The organism is Clostridium puniceum, from assembly GCF_002006345.1.
In the GTDB taxonomy this organism is placed as follows: Bacteria; Bacillota; Clostridia; order Clostridiales; family Clostridiaceae; genus Clostridium; species Clostridium puniceum.
This window is the reverse complement of sequence record NZ_LZZM01000152.1, coordinates 37,788-54,756: the sequence shown is the minus strand read 5'-3', so window position 1 is coordinate 54,756 and position 16,969 is coordinate 37,788. Positions and strand designations below refer to the sequence as shown.

At 25.9% G+C, this 16,969-nt stretch carries 17 protein-coding genes; 10 read left to right on the top strand and 7 right to left on the bottom strand.

Annotated elements, in window-relative coordinates; all coding sequences use genetic code 11:
• The first annotated feature begins 70 nt into the window (after window positions 1–70).
• Together CLPUN_RS11675 and CLPUN_RS11670 are read left to right on the top strand one after the other, a co-directional pair.
• The gene (locus tag CLPUN_RS11675) at window positions 71–916 is read left to right on the top strand and encodes an ABC transporter substrate-binding protein (protein ID WP_077847451.1); all 846 of its coding nucleotides are present in this window, start codon (window positions 71–73) and stop codon (window positions 914–916) included.
• Window positions 917–1,414: 498 nt separating this feature from the next.
• Complete coding sequence (locus CLPUN_RS11670) at window positions 1,415–2,578, top strand: class I SAM-dependent methyltransferase (RefSeq protein ID WP_077847450.1); 1,164 nt, start codon at window positions 1,415–1,417, stop codon at window positions 2,576–2,578.
• A 102-nt stretch (window positions 2,579–2,680) separates the two neighbouring features.
• Here the strand turns inward: CLPUN_RS11670 and CLPUN_RS28055 are convergent, their stop codons facing one another.
• Window positions 2,681–2,824, bottom strand: a complete 144-nt coding sequence (locus CLPUN_RS28055) for a hypothetical protein (RefSeq protein ID WP_198944324.1) — start codon at window positions 2,822–2,824, stop codon at window positions 2,681–2,683.
• A gap of 392 nt (window positions 2,825–3,216) precedes the next feature.
• Between CLPUN_RS28055 and mutL the strand changes: the two genes are divergently transcribed.
• The 4 genes from mutL (at window position 3,217) to CLPUN_RS11650 (ending at window position 8,093) form a co-directional block, all read left to right on the top strand.
• The gene (gene mutL / locus CLPUN_RS11665) at window positions 3,217–5,337 is read left to right on the top strand and encodes a DNA mismatch repair endonuclease MutL (RefSeq protein WP_077847449.1); all 2,121 of its coding nucleotides are present in this window, start codon (window positions 3,217–3,219) and stop codon (window positions 5,335–5,337) included.
• Window positions 5,338–5,419: 82 nt separating this feature from the next.
• Window positions 5,420–6,349 carry a tRNA (adenosine(37)-N6)-dimethylallyltransferase MiaA gene (miaA, locus tag CLPUN_RS11660; RefSeq protein WP_077847448.1) on the top strand — a complete coding sequence of 310 codons (930 nt, stop codon included), beginning with the start codon at window positions 5,420–5,422 and terminating at the stop codon, window positions 6,347–6,349.
• A gap of 41 nt (window positions 6,350–6,390) precedes the next feature.
• On the top strand, window positions 6,391–6,624 hold the full coding sequence (gene hfq, locus CLPUN_RS11655; protein ID WP_077847447.1) for an RNA chaperone Hfq: 234 nt from the start codon (window positions 6,391–6,393) through the stop codon (window positions 6,622–6,624).
• A gap of 179 nt (window positions 6,625–6,803) precedes the next feature.
• On the top strand, window positions 6,804–8,093 hold the full coding sequence (locus CLPUN_RS11650) for a methionine gamma-lyase family protein (RefSeq protein ID WP_077847446.1): 1,290 nt from the start codon (window positions 6,804–6,806) through the stop codon (window positions 8,091–8,093).
• Window positions 8,094–8,290: 197 nt separating this feature from the next.
• Here the strand turns inward: CLPUN_RS11650 and lexA are convergent, their stop codons facing one another.
• Window positions 8,291–8,899 (bottom strand): transcriptional repressor LexA, encoded by a 609-nt coding sequence (gene lexA / locus CLPUN_RS11645; RefSeq protein ID WP_077847445.1) that lies wholly within the window; start codon window positions 8,897–8,899, stop codon window positions 8,291–8,293.
• Between the two features lie 289 nt (window positions 8,900–9,188).
• Here lexA and CLPUN_RS11640 point away from each other — a divergent pair, with 289 nt between their 5' ends.
• From CLPUN_RS11640 to CLPUN_RS11630, 3 genes are all read left to right on the top strand, one after another.
• The gene (locus CLPUN_RS11640; RefSeq protein WP_077847444.1) at window positions 9,189–9,689 is read left to right on the top strand and encodes a GAF domain-containing protein; all 501 of its coding nucleotides are present in this window, start codon (window positions 9,189–9,191) and stop codon (window positions 9,687–9,689) included.
• A 172-nt stretch (window positions 9,690–9,861) separates the two neighbouring features.
• The gene (locus CLPUN_RS11635) at window positions 9,862–10,281 is read left to right on the top strand and encodes a hypothetical protein (protein WP_077847443.1); all 420 of its coding nucleotides are present in this window, start codon (window positions 9,862–9,864) and stop codon (window positions 10,279–10,281) included.
• An 82-nt stretch (window positions 10,282–10,363) separates the two neighbouring features.
• Window positions 10,364–11,029: a hypothetical protein gene (locus CLPUN_RS11630; protein WP_077847442.1), complete on the top strand. Its 666-nt coding sequence runs from the start codon at window positions 10,364–10,366 to the stop codon at window positions 11,027–11,029.
• Window positions 11,030–11,379: 350 nt separating this feature from the next.
• On the opposite strand, the gene CLPUN_RS11625 is transcribed toward CLPUN_RS11630, so the two are convergent.
• Window positions 11,380–12,369: a tyrosine recombinase XerC gene (locus CLPUN_RS11625; RefSeq protein WP_077847441.1), complete on the bottom strand. Its 990-nt coding sequence runs from the start codon at window positions 12,367–12,369 to the stop codon at window positions 11,380–11,382.
• A gap of 459 nt (window positions 12,370–12,828) precedes the next feature.
• Here CLPUN_RS11625 and ybaK point away from each other — a divergent pair, with 459 nt between their 5' ends.
• Complete coding sequence (gene ybaK, locus CLPUN_RS11620) at window positions 12,829–13,308, top strand: Cys-tRNA(Pro) deacylase (protein WP_077847440.1); 480 nt, start codon at window positions 12,829–12,831, stop codon at window positions 13,306–13,308.
• A gap of 144 nt (window positions 13,309–13,452) precedes the next feature.
• On the opposite strand, the gene miaB is transcribed toward ybaK, so the two are convergent.
• The 4 genes from miaB to CLPUN_RS11605 all read right to left on the bottom strand — a co-directional run bounded on the left by miaB (window position 13,453) and on the right by CLPUN_RS11605 (window position 16,259).
• Window positions 13,453–14,820 carry a tRNA (N6-isopentenyl adenosine(37)-C2)-methylthiotransferase MiaB gene (gene miaB, locus CLPUN_RS11615; protein WP_077847439.1) on the bottom strand — a complete coding sequence of 456 codons (1,368 nt, stop codon included), beginning with the start codon at window positions 14,818–14,820 and terminating at the stop codon, window positions 13,453–13,455.
• Between the two features lie 102 nt (window positions 14,821–14,922).
• Window positions 14,923–15,555, bottom strand: a complete 633-nt coding sequence (locus CLPUN_RS11610) for a GNAT family N-acetyltransferase (RefSeq protein ID WP_077847438.1) — start codon at window positions 15,553–15,555, stop codon at window positions 14,923–14,925.
• A 293-nt stretch (window positions 15,556–15,848) separates the two neighbouring features.
• The gene (locus CLPUN_RS28050; protein ID WP_198944323.1) at window positions 15,849–16,022 is read right to left on the bottom strand and encodes a hypothetical protein; all 174 of its coding nucleotides are present in this window, start codon (window positions 16,020–16,022) and stop codon (window positions 15,849–15,851) included.
• Window positions 16,023–16,070: 48 nt separating this feature from the next.
• Complete coding sequence (locus CLPUN_RS11605) at window positions 16,071–16,259, bottom strand: hypothetical protein (RefSeq protein WP_077847437.1); 189 nt, start codon at window positions 16,257–16,259, stop codon at window positions 16,071–16,073.
• Between the last annotated feature and the right edge of the window lie 710 nt (window positions 16,260–16,969).

The following is a 16,969-nucleotide window of genomic DNA, read 5'->3' as shown; positions in this document are numbered from 1 at the left end:
AATAATTTAAATTTAAATTCCAAACAATAACTACAAAAAATGTTTATCATTTTAAAGGAGATTTCTATTTATGAAAAAAATATTCATTTTAATTGTTATTATAAATCTTATTAGAACAATAATTGGATGTGAGATATGTAATAGGGGCACTACGATAGCGAATAATTCAATAGAAAAAGATAGATTGGAAATAATAAAAGAAAAAGGGGTAATAACTGTTGCTGGACCACCAAGGGAAACACCATTTTTTTTCAAAAATTCTGAAACAAATGAGATAAATGGAATTGATGCTGATATCGTAACTGAAATTGCAAGACGACTTAAAATTAAGGAAGTTGAAATTAAGGAAGCAACATTTGCAAATTTATTAGAAAAACTTAATAATGATGATAGTGTAGATATAGCCGTTGGAGGTATATTTATAACTCCTGAAAGACAAAAGCTGGTATCATTCACTAGACCATTATATAAAGAAACAGAAGCTGTTATTGTACCAAGATTTTCAAAAATCAATTTTATGAATGATTTGAAAAATTCAGTAGTTGGAGTAGAGAAAGGAACAATATTTGAAGACTTAGCTAAAAAATGGAAGGAAAATAACGCAATAAAGGAAGTGGTGGTTTTAGAAAGTACAATTGAATTATTTAGCGCTATAAGTAACGGAGAAATTGATGCAGGGTTAGCTGATTCTATTATTGTAGACTATTATTTAATAAAGGAAAAAGAACCATTATTAAGACTGTTAAAAGACTATACTCCTGAATTACAAGGAGGCATTGGAATAGCAGTTAAAAAAAATGATATTTTCCTGTTAGATGCATTAAATAAAACAATTAATGATATGAAAGCAGATGGGGCACTATATAGTATTCTTGTAGAAAATGGATTGGATAAAAACAATATAATTGAAAAATAATGACATTACAGTTTATGGGAAAATATAGTATTTAAAAATTAGAAACATAGGGAAAATTGGTAAGAGTAAAAAATGAAATAAATAAAATTAAAGAAGACAAGTCTTTATTGGGCTAGGATCTGTTAGTGTTAGATTAGAAAAAACATAATAAAACTAATAATATAGCTATAAATTCTCTCATTTCTAAAATTACCTTTCATATTTATTATGCCTAGGAGATTTTATAATATGTATAAATATTAAATAATATCAAATATGCATATACAAGCTTTGGAGTAAAGTTAAAGGCAGGAGCTAGGAGCAATACGTGAATACTTCGGAATATAGTATAATCATTATAAATTTTTATTTTACTACTATATTTAATTTTCATTGATTAAAAATCTATAATTTCTTATACAATAAAAAAAGAGTTTAAATTTGTTAAATGAGTATATATAATGGTATTATTATGTGTATTCATTTAATTTAAAAATAAACAATAAGGTGTGTTGAAAAATGGAAGAATTAGAAAAAGCAATTGCTGAAATAATAAAAAAAGATATCATAAAATTAGTTATAAGTAATAAGATTAATAATAATGTTGAATATAATAAAATAATATTTATACTTAAAGAAAATAATAATAAACAATATTATCAAATAGAAAAATTCACTGATAAGCAGGTATTTCATGAAAATATTAGTATAGATATATTAGAAAAAAAAGTTCTAGAATATACAGCTTCAAACTATAAACAAATTTCAGCTTGGTCAAATACTGCTACTTTTAACGTGAAAATATCTAAAAAAGGTAAGGTTTTATTAAGTAAGAAAAAAAGTGATAATGTAAAACTTACAAACAAAGATCATAACAAAGGAAAAAATTATATTTTAAGAGAAGGTATGATTATTGAACCTCTTATAGATTTAGGAATATTCACAAAAGAAGGAAAGGTAATCAATTCAAAATATGATAAATATAAACAAATTAATAGATTCGTAGAAATTATTGATGATGAAATTAAAAAAAATGATTTTAAAGAACTTACTATTTTAGATTTTGGTTGTGGAAAATCTTATTTAACCTTTGTATTATATTATTATTTTGTTAAAATAAAAAAGATTAAAGTAAAGATGATAGGGTTAGATCTTAAAGTTGATGTTATTAAAAAATGTAATGATATAGCTGAACATTATAATTATGAAAATTTGCATTTTGAACTTGGAGATATCAATGGATTTAAATACAGCAATAAAGTTGATATGATAATTACATTGCACGCATGTGATACTGCTACTGATTATGCTTTATATAATGCTATAAAGTGGAATGCTAAAATGATTTTTTCGGTTCCTTGCTGTCAGCATGAATTTAATCAGCAAATGAAAACTGAAGCATTATCTATATTAACTAAGTATGGAATAGTACAAGAAAGAATTGCAGCTCTTATGACAGATTCAGTTCGTGCAAATCTTTTAGAAAGTGTAGGATATAAAACTCAACTTCTAGAATTTATAGATATAGCACACTCTCCTAAAAATATATTAATTAGAGCATCAAAAAACAATATATCTAAAGAGAAAAAACAAAAAGCTTTAACTGAAGTTAAAAATTTAATGAAACAATTTAACTTTAATCCAACGTTATATAATTTATTAAAGGAAGATACTTTAATTTGATAATAACTATTAGATTAACATGATATTTATAAATTAAAAAGTATAGAACAAAAAATAACCGCTCTGTTTAAAAGAGGTTATTTTTTGTTGTTGAAATTTTCATTATTTAAAAGTAGTACGATGAGAAGGTTCATTCTCTTCATATGGGCTATCTTCATTTGCTTTATTTTTAACTTGCTTAGCATAATTTCGTGTTGTTGGATCAGATGCATTTTTTTTAGATAATTTACTAGAATTATTGTTCATATTAAAGCCTCCTTAAGAATAAGTTAATCTCTATTTTAACTTATCCATATTTATAAAAAATATTATTCGTTTTATATAAATTCTAATTAAAATTGTATATAATTATTAAAGCTAAATTTAATTAAAAATATATGTTATTCACAAAAAAATTCATCTTAATATGCATTTTTTTGTGCATATTTTTAATAATACATAAGTATTTATATATCTATGGTAATATTCTTAAGAATAAATATGGTTTAGAATATATATGGTTTCAATTGTTATTCTTATTTAAATTCGATATAATACATTTGAATAAAGATTAAAAAATTAACATATAACTATGTGGTTTAAGCTTTACATAAAATGAAGTTATGTATAAAATGAAGAATAGAAAGGAGGGCATAATATTGAAAAGAATTAATATTTTAAATGAAGATACTGCCAATAAAATTGCAGCAGGTGAAGTTGTTGAAAGACCCTCTTCAGTAGTTAAAGAATTAGTGGAAAATTCTATAGATGCTAATTCTAGAAACATAGTAATTGAAATAGAAGAAGGCGGAACATCACTTATTAGAATTATTGACGATGGTGATGGAATTTATAAAGATGATATAGATAAGGCTTTTCTTCCTCATGCTACAAGTAAAATTAAAGAATCAGAAGATATTTATAATATCCACACTTTGGGTTTTAGAGGAGAAGCACTTCCGTCCATTGCATCTGTAGCTATGGTAAATTTAAAATCTAAACAAGAAAATCAAGAATTTGGTTATGAAATATCTGTTGAAGGAGGGAAAACCTCAAGTGTTACAGAATGTGGTATAAACAAAGGTACTATAATAGAAGTTCGTGATTTATTCTTTAATGTGCCTGCTAGAAAAAAGTTTTTGAAATCTGTATCTAAAGAAGGTTCATTAATAAATGATATAATAACTAGACTTGCTCTAGCTAATCCTAAAATCAGTTTTAAATTATATAATAATCATAAGAAAATCCTTCACACCTTTGGTAATGGTGACCTCAAGGATGTTATACGAACTATATACGGGAAATCTATAACTGATAATATACTTTATTATGATGATACCTCTGATCTTATAACTGTTTATGGTTATGTAGGAACAGAAGAAATAGCTAGAGGTTCTAGAAATAATCAAAGTATTTTTGTAAATAAAAGATATATTAAAAATAGGTCTATTGGAATAGCTGTTGAGCAAGCCTTTAAATCTTTTTCAACAGTAAATAAGTTTCCATTCTTTATACTATTTATAGAGGTATATCCTGAATATGTAGATGTTAATATTCATCCAACTAAGGCAGAAGTGAAATTTAATGATGAAAGAATGATTTTTAAAAAGATTTTTGGTGCAGTACATACTGCTTTAAAAAACGAAGTGTTTGAAAGTTTTGCTATAAAAGAAGAAGAAAAGACTCTTAAAGCTTCTACATCTCCAAGTTTTGAAGAAATAACTTTTAAAATAAAAGAAGAAGAGGAAAAAGTCAAAATTGCAAATTCTTTAGCCAAAACTTTAATTGAACAAGGGAAAGACTTAATGATTAATAATTCTTCAGCAGAAGATAAAAACATAAATACATATATTTCAAATTTAAATTACAATAATCATTCAGCTTCAAATTATAATGATAATTTATCTTCCAATGTTAATGGGTTATATTCAGATTATGACGCTAGTTCATTATCAAGCAGTAGTGATGAATTTAATAAAATAATAGTTGACATTCCCTTAGATTTTAAATCTAATAGGAATAGTGAGATTTTAAATACTGTAAATATAATTGAAAATCCAAGTTCTAATAATTTTATTAAAGAAGATTTAACTGAGAATGCAGAAGTTTTAGTTAATGATGGGAAATATCTTTATACAGAATCAAATGCTTTCAATTCAGAAACGAAAAAGGAAATAAATGTACCAAAGTCTGTTGCTAAGTTTCCACCTATAACAATAATTGGCCAATACAATAAAACTTACATATTAGGAGAATATGACGGAACTTTATACATGATTGATCAACATGCAGCCCATGAAAAAATATTATTTGAGAAGTATTTAAAAGAAATTGAAGAAGGAAATATTATAATTCAACCTCTTATGGTTCCAAGTATAATTGATTTAAGTATAGATGATTATTCTTATTTTGAGGAAAATAAAAATATCTTTAAAACTGCTGGATTTCTTCTTGAAGAATTTGGTGGGAATTCATTATCATTAAAGGAGGTTCCATATTTTTTAGGTAGATTAAACCCTAAAAAATTATTTTTAGATATACTTGATAATCTTAAAAATTTGGGTAATGGAAAAACAAGTGAAGTTAAACACAATGCTATAGCCAGTAAAGCATGCAAAGCTGCTATTAAGGGTAATGATAAATTAGAACTGAATGAAATGATAAAACTAATTGAAGACTTAAGATATATTGATGAGCCATTTCATTGTCCACACGGAAGACCAGTTATAATAAAATTTACAAGTGTTGATATAGATAAAAAATTTAGGCGGATAATGTAATTGATAACCTAATAATAGGCGATTACCTAAAAGAAATGTTTTCATGCCGTTTTATGTCTAGAGAAAGGAATGGATATAATTAATGAAACAAAAATTATTAGTAATTGGTGGTCCAACTGCTGTTGGAAAGACGGACCTTTCTATAAAACTTGCCAAAATACTAAATGGAGAAATTATTTCGGCTGATTCTATGCAAATTTATAAATATATGGATATAGGTTCTGCAAAGGTGACACAAGAAGAAATGGATGGAATTAATCATTATTTAATTGATGTTATAAATCCAGATGTTCCATTTTCAGTTGCAGATTTTAAGGATTATGGTAATAAAGCTTTAAATGATATTTTATCTAAGAGTAAATTACCAATAATATCTGGTGGCACTGGACTTTATATTAATTCTTTAACTTGTAATATGACTTTTACAGAAGCTGAAAAAGATGAACACTTTAGAAAGTATATAGAAAATTTAGCAGTGGAAAAAGGTAATGAATATATACATGAAATGTTAAAAGAATGTGATCCTATAAGCTATAAAGAAATACATTATAACAATAGAAAAAGAGTTATTAGAGCATTAGAAGTATTTAAACTTACTAATAAACCTTTTAGTTCTTATAATGCAGGTGAGGATTTTTATAATGGTGATTATGATGTATATTATTATGTTTTAACTATGGGTAGAGAAAAGTTATATGAAAGAATTAATAAGCGAGTAGATATTATGATGAAAAGAGGTCTTTTAGAAGAATGTATAAGACTAAAAGAAATGGGTTATACTTCTGATATTCAATCAATGCAGGGAATAGGGTACAAGGAAATTTTATATTATTTAGAAGATAAAATTTCTTTAGACGAAGCAGTTAATATGATAAAACAAGGCTCAAGAAATTATGCAAAAAGACAATTGACATGGTTTAGACGTGATAAAAGGTGCATATTTATTGATAAAGATATCATGTGCGATGATGAAATTTTGGATAAAGTTATTAATGACATAAGAAAAAACTAAGGTTATAATAATATTAAAGTTTCTTATGGAGGTGTTATGTTTTGGTCAATAAACAACAAAGCAACTTGCAGGATATTTTTTTAAATAATTCAAGAAAAAACAAACTACAATTAACAATACATTTAATGAATGGGTTTCAGTTAAAGGGTTTTGTAAAAGGGTTTGATAATTTTACTGTTATTTTAGAATGTGATAATAAGCAAATGCTTATATATAAACATTCAATATCAACTATAACGCCAATTAAGCCAATTTTATTTGCAGATAATGAATAATAGTAATGCTGAATTTAGGTGGGTGTAAAAATCCCACCTAAAAACTTTATGTGATATATTTCTTATAAGATATTGACTTAAATTACGCAAAACAATATATAAGATGGTTTATACATTTTTTAAAGTTACAATAGACATTAGTTTATTAATTTATACTAGCTTTTAAGGAGAAAATAGATATGCTAAAGAAAACAGAAGAATTTTTAATTGATAATTATAACATTGGCAAAAAAACATTTGAAATATATAGACAGGCTATTTTAGATACTGAAACTCAGTTTAAGGAATATGATGAAATTAGAGAATTTAATCAGCTTAAAGTTTTAAGAGCTTTTCAATTAGAAAAAATAAGTGATTCTCACTTTACTAATACCACTGGATATGGACTTGATGATTTAGGGAGAGATGCTTTAGATAAGGTCTATGCTAGAATTTTTAATACTGAAGCGGGACTTGTTCGTCCGCATTTTGTCAGTGGGACTCATGCTATTGGTTGTGCTATAGCTGGAAACGTAAAACCTGGTGATAAAATTCTTTGCGTGTCAGGACTTCCCTATGACACTTTACTTGGAGTTCTTGGATTATCAAAAAAGAAAAATCCTGGTTCTTTAGATGAATATGGAATTAAAACTGATATAATAGATTTAGATAATGAAGGAAAATTTCAATTTGATAAAATTAAAGAAGCTTTAATTACTGATAATAATATAAGACTTGTACATATACAAAGAAGCACAGGTTATGCTTCTAGAAAATCATTTTTAGTTTCAGAAATAGCTGAAGTAATAAAAAATATACGAGAGGTTCGAAACGATGTTATAATATTCGTAGATAATTGTTATGGTGAATTTGTTGAAACTATTGAACCTACAGAATTCGGTGCAGATATAATAGCTGGCTCACTTATGAAGAACATAGGTGGCGGAATTGCACCTGGCGGTGGCTATATTGTAGGAAAAAAGGAATATGTAGATGCGGCAGCGAATAGAATGACTGTACCTGGTGTAGGAGGGGAATATGGAGCTACTTATGGACTTATGAGAAGCTTTTATCAAGGATTATTTTCAGCGCCTCATGTATCTATAGAAGCAGTAAAAACTGCAGTTTTTTGTGCACGTGTAATGGAAATTGCAGGCTTTAAGGTATTCCCAACATCAAGTGATAAGAGAACTGATATAATTCAAGCAATAGAATTTGGTGATCCTAAAAAATTAGTCAACTTCTGCAGCGGTATACAAGCTGGTTCTCCGATAGATGCATTTGCAGTATGTGAACCATGGGCTATGCCTGGTTATGATAGTGAAATTGTTATGGCAGCAGGAGCCTTTATTTCTGGATCGACTATTGAATTATCTGCAGATGGTCCTGTTAGAGAACCATATATAGCTTATATTCAAGGCGGATTAAACTTTGATCATGGTAAAATAGGTGTACTTATAGGATTGAGTAAAGTATTAGATGTGCAATAAATATTAAGTGCGCTTAAATTATATTTATTAGTTTATTGTACATAATTTTAATTTAGCAAATTATTATTTTATTAATTTAAAGAAAAGAAAAAATATATATGAAAATAGACTATTTATAATTATCAACAAAATTTTTAAGAAGAAAATCTGATAATCTGAATAGTCTATTATTTGTTAAAGTTTTTTATCAGCAAACTTTATTTAAAAGATCTAAATATTCCAACAAGTTTACCTAATACTTTGCAATCATCTACTAAAATAGGATCCATAGCATCATTTTCAGGTTGAAGTCTAATATGATCCTTTTCTTTAAAAAATCTTTTTATAGTGGCACTCTCATCTATTAATGCTACTACTATATCACCATTTACAGCACGTTGTGTACTTTCTATAATAGCTAAATCGTTATCTCTAATACCTACATTAACCATACTTTGTCCTGAGACTCTGAGTATAAAAAGTTCATTATCATGTTTTATATAATCTAATGGTATAGGAAATGTATCTTCTATGTTTTCAGTTGCAAGTATTGGAAGTCCTGCTGTAATTTTACCTACAATAGGTATATTAATCATTTCCTTCTTTGGAGCTGAAAGTTCTGCTATTTCTAGAGCTCTTGGTTTAGAAGGATCTCTTTTTATCATGCCTTTTTTCTCTAATCTTTTTAAATGACCATGAACAGTTGAAGTTGATCTTAAAGATACAGCTTCACAAATTTCTCTTACAGAAGGTGGATATCCTTTACTTTCAGTATAACTTTTTAAAAATTCATATATTTCTGATTGCTTATCTTTTTCGTCTGTCATTGCAAACACCTCGCTATTCTTCTAATTAGTATAGCACATACTGTGCTATATAGCAAACTTATGTTCTAAAACTTTATAAATACACTTTAAAGTTTTAGATAAGCAGCCAAATCTAATAAATTATTCTTTATTTTCTATAATATAATCTTTGTATATTATTCTTCCCATATTATTAAAATAATAGTATTATATTTACTATAAATATTTAATTTTATGAAATTAAATTATAGTATTAATTTATATTCTTCATATTTTTAATTAAAACTCATTGAAAGAAAAGGTGATATAAATGTTTGATATAAATGTTTTTGAAAATTTAAGCGTGGAAAGCAAGTTAGATAACATGCTTGTTATGCTAGAAGGATTAGTGCAAGGCGAAGATTTACCAATAACCAAACTTTGCAACGCTTCGGCATTAATCAATGCACTTATAGGAAGAATAAACTGGTGTGGATTTTATTTAATAAAAGACAATGCTCTTGTACTTGGACCATTTCAAGGAATGCCAGCTTGTACCACGATAGAAATAGGTAAGGGTGTTTGTGGTTCAGCTGCATTAAAAAGAGAAACATTGCTAATTAAAGATGTACATAAATTTGAAGGACATATTGCCTGTGATGCTGCTTCTAATTCTGAAATGGTAATACCTATAGTTAAAGATGATAAACTTATTGGAGTTCTTGATTTGGATAGTAATGAATTTGATAGATTTACAGAATTGGAACAAAAGTATTTAGAAATTTCAATTAATATTCTTAATAAATATATAGAATGGGAACATATAATTTAAGATTTTTAATGCATATATTATTATTTAAATATTTTAGATAATAATTTTATCTACACTTTCAATTTGTAAATAAATTCAATTTTTGAATTTATAGTTTATAGTAGCAAAATTTGATTTAGTCAATTATTTTTGGTATAATAATAAGTCTAAAAAGAAAAATGAGGTGTTTTAAATGGCATATAAATATACAGATGATGATTATTGTGATATCTATGAAAATAAGATTTGTGATAATTGCGGAAAATGTTTAGAAATGGAAGGAATAGATACTAAAGCTATTAAAATAGAAGATATAGCAAAAACAAAAGAAGAAAACGAATTGTTAGAAGAAGAGTTTTTAAATGACTTAAAATCTTCTTTGAATGAAGATGAACTTCAAGAAATAGATGAAGATAAACTTGAATTAAAAGATATATACAATAAATTCGGAAATTCGCTTGATTTATCTGAAGGTTCTAATTTTGAAGAAGAAGATTACGAGGATGCTTTTAACCATGTAGAATATTTAGATGAAATAGGTTTAGCAAATGATATGGATATTGACGAAATGACAGAAGAACTTTATCCTGGAATTAGAAAGTTAAAAAAGTGAGTAGAGTAAAAGAAATGCATAGATTTTCGATTTTTTCACATAATAATCACGTAATATATTTTTAAAGAGAGGGTGGTTTATTATGAAACGAAAATCCATTTTAGCATTGATTTTAGTTACAGTTATTGTAGTTTCATTATCATTAGTTGGATGTGGTAGGAATCATTCAGGAACAAAGACGGATAATAATATTACTAGAAACAACGCCGTTGGTACTCCTAATACAGAAAATAACGCCACTGGAAATAATGCGGACGGAAGTCCGAATATAACAACTAATCCGGCAGGAACTCCTAATACTGATGCTTATGGCAACGCAAATACAAATGCAGGAAATAATGTTGGTGGAACTGCAAATAATTCTATTGGAACAAATGAAGCTAATTCGCAAGGCATTAGTGATTCATTGAAATACAGCGCTATTAATTTTAGAGATGATATTGTTAATGCAGGTTATAATCTAAAGGAAGCGGCTAATAGAACTAAAAATTATTTCACAGGAAATGAAACGGATTATCTAGCAGGAAATGACGTTGTAAGAGTTTATGAATACAATTCTGCACAAGACTTAGAAGGAGATATTAAAAGAATATCTCAAAACGGATTAACTATCAACGGAACTGATGCCAATTACACCAACAAGCCTTATTATTATAGAAAAGGAAATTCTCTTATAGTATATGAAGGAAATGATCCTGCATATGTTAATCAGTTTAAATCAATGTATGGTAATGCATTGATTCCATAATTATAATTTTATAAATTTATTATATATACTTTAATAAATTTATAAAATTATTATATATACTTTAATAAATTTATAAAATTATTATATATACTTTAATAAACAAACTACATATTGATTGATTATTATATATAGCTTTAATGTTTAAAATTAGTTCTAATTAACAAAATACATATAAATTATTACTGTACATGGCTTTTAGATGACAAATTAATTAGAACTTATATAATAAAAAATAAGTACTTTAAAAATTTGTTTATCAAACAGGGGAGGTTACTGGATATAAAATAAAATTCAGTAACCTTTTAGTCTTAAAGAAAAATATTCAAAAATTATAGTAGGAGAGTAGAGCTTTATAATTTTGAAAGAGGGTTTGATTTCACTGCATCTCTTAACGAATCATCATCTACATGAGTATAAATTTGTGTTGTAGATACATTTTCGTGCCCTAATATATCTTGGAGACTTCTAATATCTACATTTCCATACTTATACATAAGAGTAGCCGCAGTATGCCTTAATTTATGGGGGGTATATTTATCGTCAGTTAAACCCGCGTTTGTTGTGTGCTTTTTTATCATTATTTCAACAGTTCGTTTATTTATAGGAGCACTTCTAGAAGATAAAAACAAAAAATTCTTATTTCTTAATATAGCTTTAGATTCATCTCTGATTTTCAAATAATTTTTTATAGATTTGAGACAAGCTTCGTTTAAATAAACGGTTCTTTCTTTATTACCTTTGCCTATAATTGTAAGCGTATCTTCTTTTATTTTGTCTATTTGAATACTGCAAAGTTCTGATAATCTCATTCCACAGTTTAAAAACAATGTTAGAATACAATAATCTCTAGCGTAATGTTTGTTGCTTTTATCTAACGATTCCAACAGGTGAATACTTTGATTTAAAGTTAAGTATATCGGATGACGTTTATTTATTTTAGGAGACTCCAATTCTAACGCTGGATTCTCGTCTATATTTTTTGCTTTTACAAAAAGATATTTAAAAAATGATTTTAAAGTGGCGATTTTTCTAGCTCTAGCATAAGAACTATTATCTCTATACTTTTCTGCAAATGAAATAAATGCATATAAGTCTCTGAGCTTGATGCTTTTTAAAAATTCGCTATCAATATTGCTTATATCTATGTTTTCAAATTCAACTGAATCAGCTTTTACTTTTCCTCTATAAATTAATATAAATCTAAAAAACAAAACCAAATCAAATCTATAACCGTCAATGGTATTTTGGGAAGCGCTCTTTATTGTTTGGAGATAATTCAAAAAATCATTTAAACTTTCAGGAAGATTGTCATTTTGAAGAACTTGAATATCATATTTCATATTTTTCACCTTTTATATTTCATATTTTTTATCTAGCAAAGACATAAACTAAGTATTTTGCTACTTATGGACATGCTAATTAAATATATTATATCAAATTTATTTAATTAGCACAACAATTTCGCTAAATTTAGATTTAGCGAAATTGTTATACTAAAATTCCATTTGATTACTTTTAACAACACCTTTTCAATTGTAAAACAATAATTAATTTTAAACTCATTTCGTTTTTCATTTTTTTTAAATTCGAACTCATACACAGGACATATTTATTCACTTTCATTTGCTATTCAAATTCATTTCATCTGATTATTAACATTATTTGTTTTATGATATAATGTAACATGTATATATCAAACAGCTGAAATAAAATCTAAACTAATAATATATATATTATTGCTGACAAATCAATTCAATAAGAATTAAAGTAAACTTGATCTATGGAGGAAATCGAAAATTATGGCAAAAGAAAGTAAAACAAATGCTATGAGGATTTTATATACAAATAAAATTGAATATATAACTCATAGTTATGAAAATAAAGACAATAAAATTGATGGGATTGCAGTTGCTCATAAAATAGGCAAAGATACTGATTCTGTTTTCAAGACTTTGGTTACTCAAGGTAATTCCAAAGAATTTTATGTTTTTGTAATTCCAGTAGCTGAAGAATTAGATATGAAAAAAGCTAGCAAAATAGTTGGTGAAAAAAATATAGAAATGATACATGTTAAAGATATAAATTCAATCACCGGATATATTAGGGGCGGCTGTTCTCCACTTGGAATGAAAAAAGTTTTTAAAACATTTATCCAAGAAGAAGCTTTGCTATTTGATACCATAATATTTAGCGGAGGAAAAATAGGAGTTCAAATCGAGATGAAGCCAAACGATCTTGAAAAAGTTATAAAGTGCTCCTTTGAAGATATCATCAAATAATAATTTCCACATTGTATCTTTGATTTTACCATTCTACTCTCCTATTATAATTATACGTTTAAATAATGAGTATTAAATTTCAAACTTAAATAATGAAAAAAATGAATCTATAGCAATGTATGCATAGATTCATTATATTAAATATTATTTAACAACTTCACCAATTAAAGAAAATGAATTTGCTTTAATTATTTTTACATTAATTAATTTTCCTATTAGTTCTTCCCCACCTTCAAAATTCACAAGTCTTGAATTTCTAGTTCTGCCAGTTAATTTTGAATCATCATTTTTACTAGGACCTTCAACTAAAATTTCATATGTTTTTCCTACTGCTTCTTTATTCCCTTTTGCTATTCCTGCATTTGATGCTTCAACCAGTCTATTAAACCTTTCATGTTTAACTTCATCAGAAATTTGATTTTTCATTTTATCTGCTGGTGTGTAATTTCTTCTTGAATATAAATAAGTAAAAGCTGCATCATATTGAACTTCTTTAACTAATTCTAATGTCTCGTTAAAATCTTCTTCTGTTTCTCCTGGGAAACCTACAATTATATCTGTAGAAAATGTTACGTCTGGAATTTCATTTCTAATTGTTTTAGCTAATTCTAAATATTGCTTTTTAGTGTAATGTCTATTCATTTCTTTTAAAATTCTATCCGATCCACTTTGCACCGGTAAATGGATTTGCTCACAAACCTTATCGCAATCTCTTATAGCATATACTACATCTAACGTTAAATCTTTAGGATGAGATGTCATAAATCTAATTCTTTCAAGACCTTCTATTTCATTTATTTTTCTCAAAAGCTCTGCAAAAGTCATATTTTCTTCTAAGCCTTTTCCATAAGAATTAACATTTTGACCTAAAAGAGTTACTTCCTTATAACCATTAGATACTAATTCTTTTATTTCATTTTCGATATCCTCTGGTTTTCTGCTTCTTTCTCTACCTCTAACGTAGGGAACTATACAGTATGTACAAAAATTATTACAACCATACATTATAGTTACAAAAGCTTTTGCATCACTTTTTCTGTCTATTGGAAGACCTTCTACTATTTCTGTTTCTTTATCCATAATTTCTTTAATTTGAACACCTTCAGTTTTAACCCTATTTAAGTATTCAGGGAACTTATATGAATTATGTGTTCCAAATATTATATCAACATAAGGGAATCTTTTTAACATTTCGTCAGCTTTCCCTTTTTGCTGCATCATACATCCACATATTGCTATTATTAAATTAGGATTTTTCTTTTTTTGTTTTTTTAATCTTCCAAGATTACCATAAACTTTATTTTCTGCATTTTCTCTAACACAACATGTATTAAATATTATTATAGATGCTTCTTCATTATTTTCAGTACGTTCATACCCTATTCTCTTAAGCATTCCAGAAAGCTTTTCAGAATCCTCTTCATTCATTTGACAACCAAATGTGGAAATACAAAATAATTTTTTTTCTTCATTAATTTTTTCACTATTTAATTTTTCTATATCAAAATTCATTATTTTTTCCTCCGTTTTTATACAATGTACCTAATATTATAACAAATAATGATTATAAATAAAAGTCTATAACAAATGTATATTCTTATATCTAAAACAAATCTATATCTTTATACCAAGAAAAATTGAATTGTATTCTTTAAAACCAATCTTTTTATATAAGGATAAAGCATTTATGTTTTCTCTTTCAACTTTAATATATACATTTTTAATAGAATTTTTATAACAAAGCTCAATTAAATATTTTATCAATAGTTCTCCATAACCTTGATGTCTATATGGTTCAAGTATGCCTAAGTTAACTATTGTATGAGCATTTTTATTAAGGATAACTTGTCCATAACCAATAGCTTGTCCATTGTTTTTGCATATAAAAACACCAAAATCATTTATATAATATTCTTCATATTCTTCATCACAAATATCGCTTGTACTTAATGGAATTCTATTTTTATCATAGAAAACTGAATTTTGAATTTTGCATCTTAACTCTTCATCTTCGCCTTCTTTAAAATGCTTAAATATAACATTATTTTCATTTGCCATTTTATAAAAATCATCTGTTTTCATATGCATTAATATTTCTTTTTTAGTTACTTTGACTTTTAACTTATTTATAATGTAATAAATTTTTGATTCAGAGAATCTATAGACTTTAAAAGTATTAATATTAAAAAAAAATATTTTTTTGATATTAATACTTTTAATTAATGATATTTTTTCTAAAAAAGTCATAAATATTCCTCATTTCCCCATCGATAATTAAAGCATATTTTGGAAAATAATAAATTGGTAAGATAATAATAATTTTGTCGACTTATTATTTTCTTTTACATGGATAAATTATAATTCTTCTAAATGCTATAGTCAACCGATAAAATCATACTAAATGTAACATAAACTGTATTATGATTACTTATATAATTATACATATAAAAATGTTTCCTTCATAAATTATCGTTATGAAGGAAACATGAAATATATTTAATCCCAATACAATTATATACTTATTTTATACTTTTTATTCATTAACACCATTTACTTTTTGTTATTTGCGACTTTTTTATTTTACCTTCAAATCCTTTGACTGTATAATGCTCTGTTAATTGAGTTGGATCATATGAGATATATCCACCTTGAAAATCATAATATCCATCGTTCATATTATTTTCCTTAGAATAATTTTTATTTTCTTTACTCATAATAATCACTTCCTCTACTTTAGTATAATGTACTAGTTTCTTATTACCTTACTTATTACAAGAACACCATTGATTATTTGTAGCAGTTTTTTCATGTTCGTGACATGATTCTTCTTTGTCATAAGTTCTAGGAACTGAATTCCAATCATTACATCCTTCATTTTTTCTTTCTTTGTCAGTACCATATGAAATACTTAAAGGATTATCTTTATTATTTGATTTAGATTTGTTATTCACATTAAACACTTCCTTTCTATAAGATTATATTGTCCACTAAAGCGTACTTTTATCCGTATATTAATTATCCTAATTTCTCATTATTATCATCTTGTCGATTGTTTAGTATTTCTAATACTCTTAAAAAGCATTTCTAAAAAACATATATACTCAAGTTTTAATTCATAAGGAAACAATCACTAATTTTAATTTACATTATCTTTTTATATAGCAAAATAAATAAAAGGTAGACTAAGCATTTTTCTTAATCCACCTTTATTATTTTGTATAACGTAGAATTTTATAATATAATAGATTTGAAATATTTCTGAATACGCATTTATAAATCAAATTTTAATAATTAGATTTTAATTTAATTAAATATAAATAAATTAAAATACATACGATAATATAATTTTTATTATATATTATTCAACTGTTACTTTTTAATTATTTAAGAGATTAATTACATAACAAACTATCAATATAATTTTGCTTTTATACAATGTGAAAATAGCATTATCTGTTCCAAGGAATGAGGATTTACTAAATCCATTGCTATTTCCATTACTATAAGTAGATAAAAGCTTCTATAGGCTACAGAATTTATTGTTTAACTGTTTTTTTAATTTCTGTATCCTCAAGTCTATTACTACTCGAAATTTGAAGATCTCCAGGGATCAATAATTTATGGTGCAACAGTAAATTTTGATACAATTATTTTTATTTTT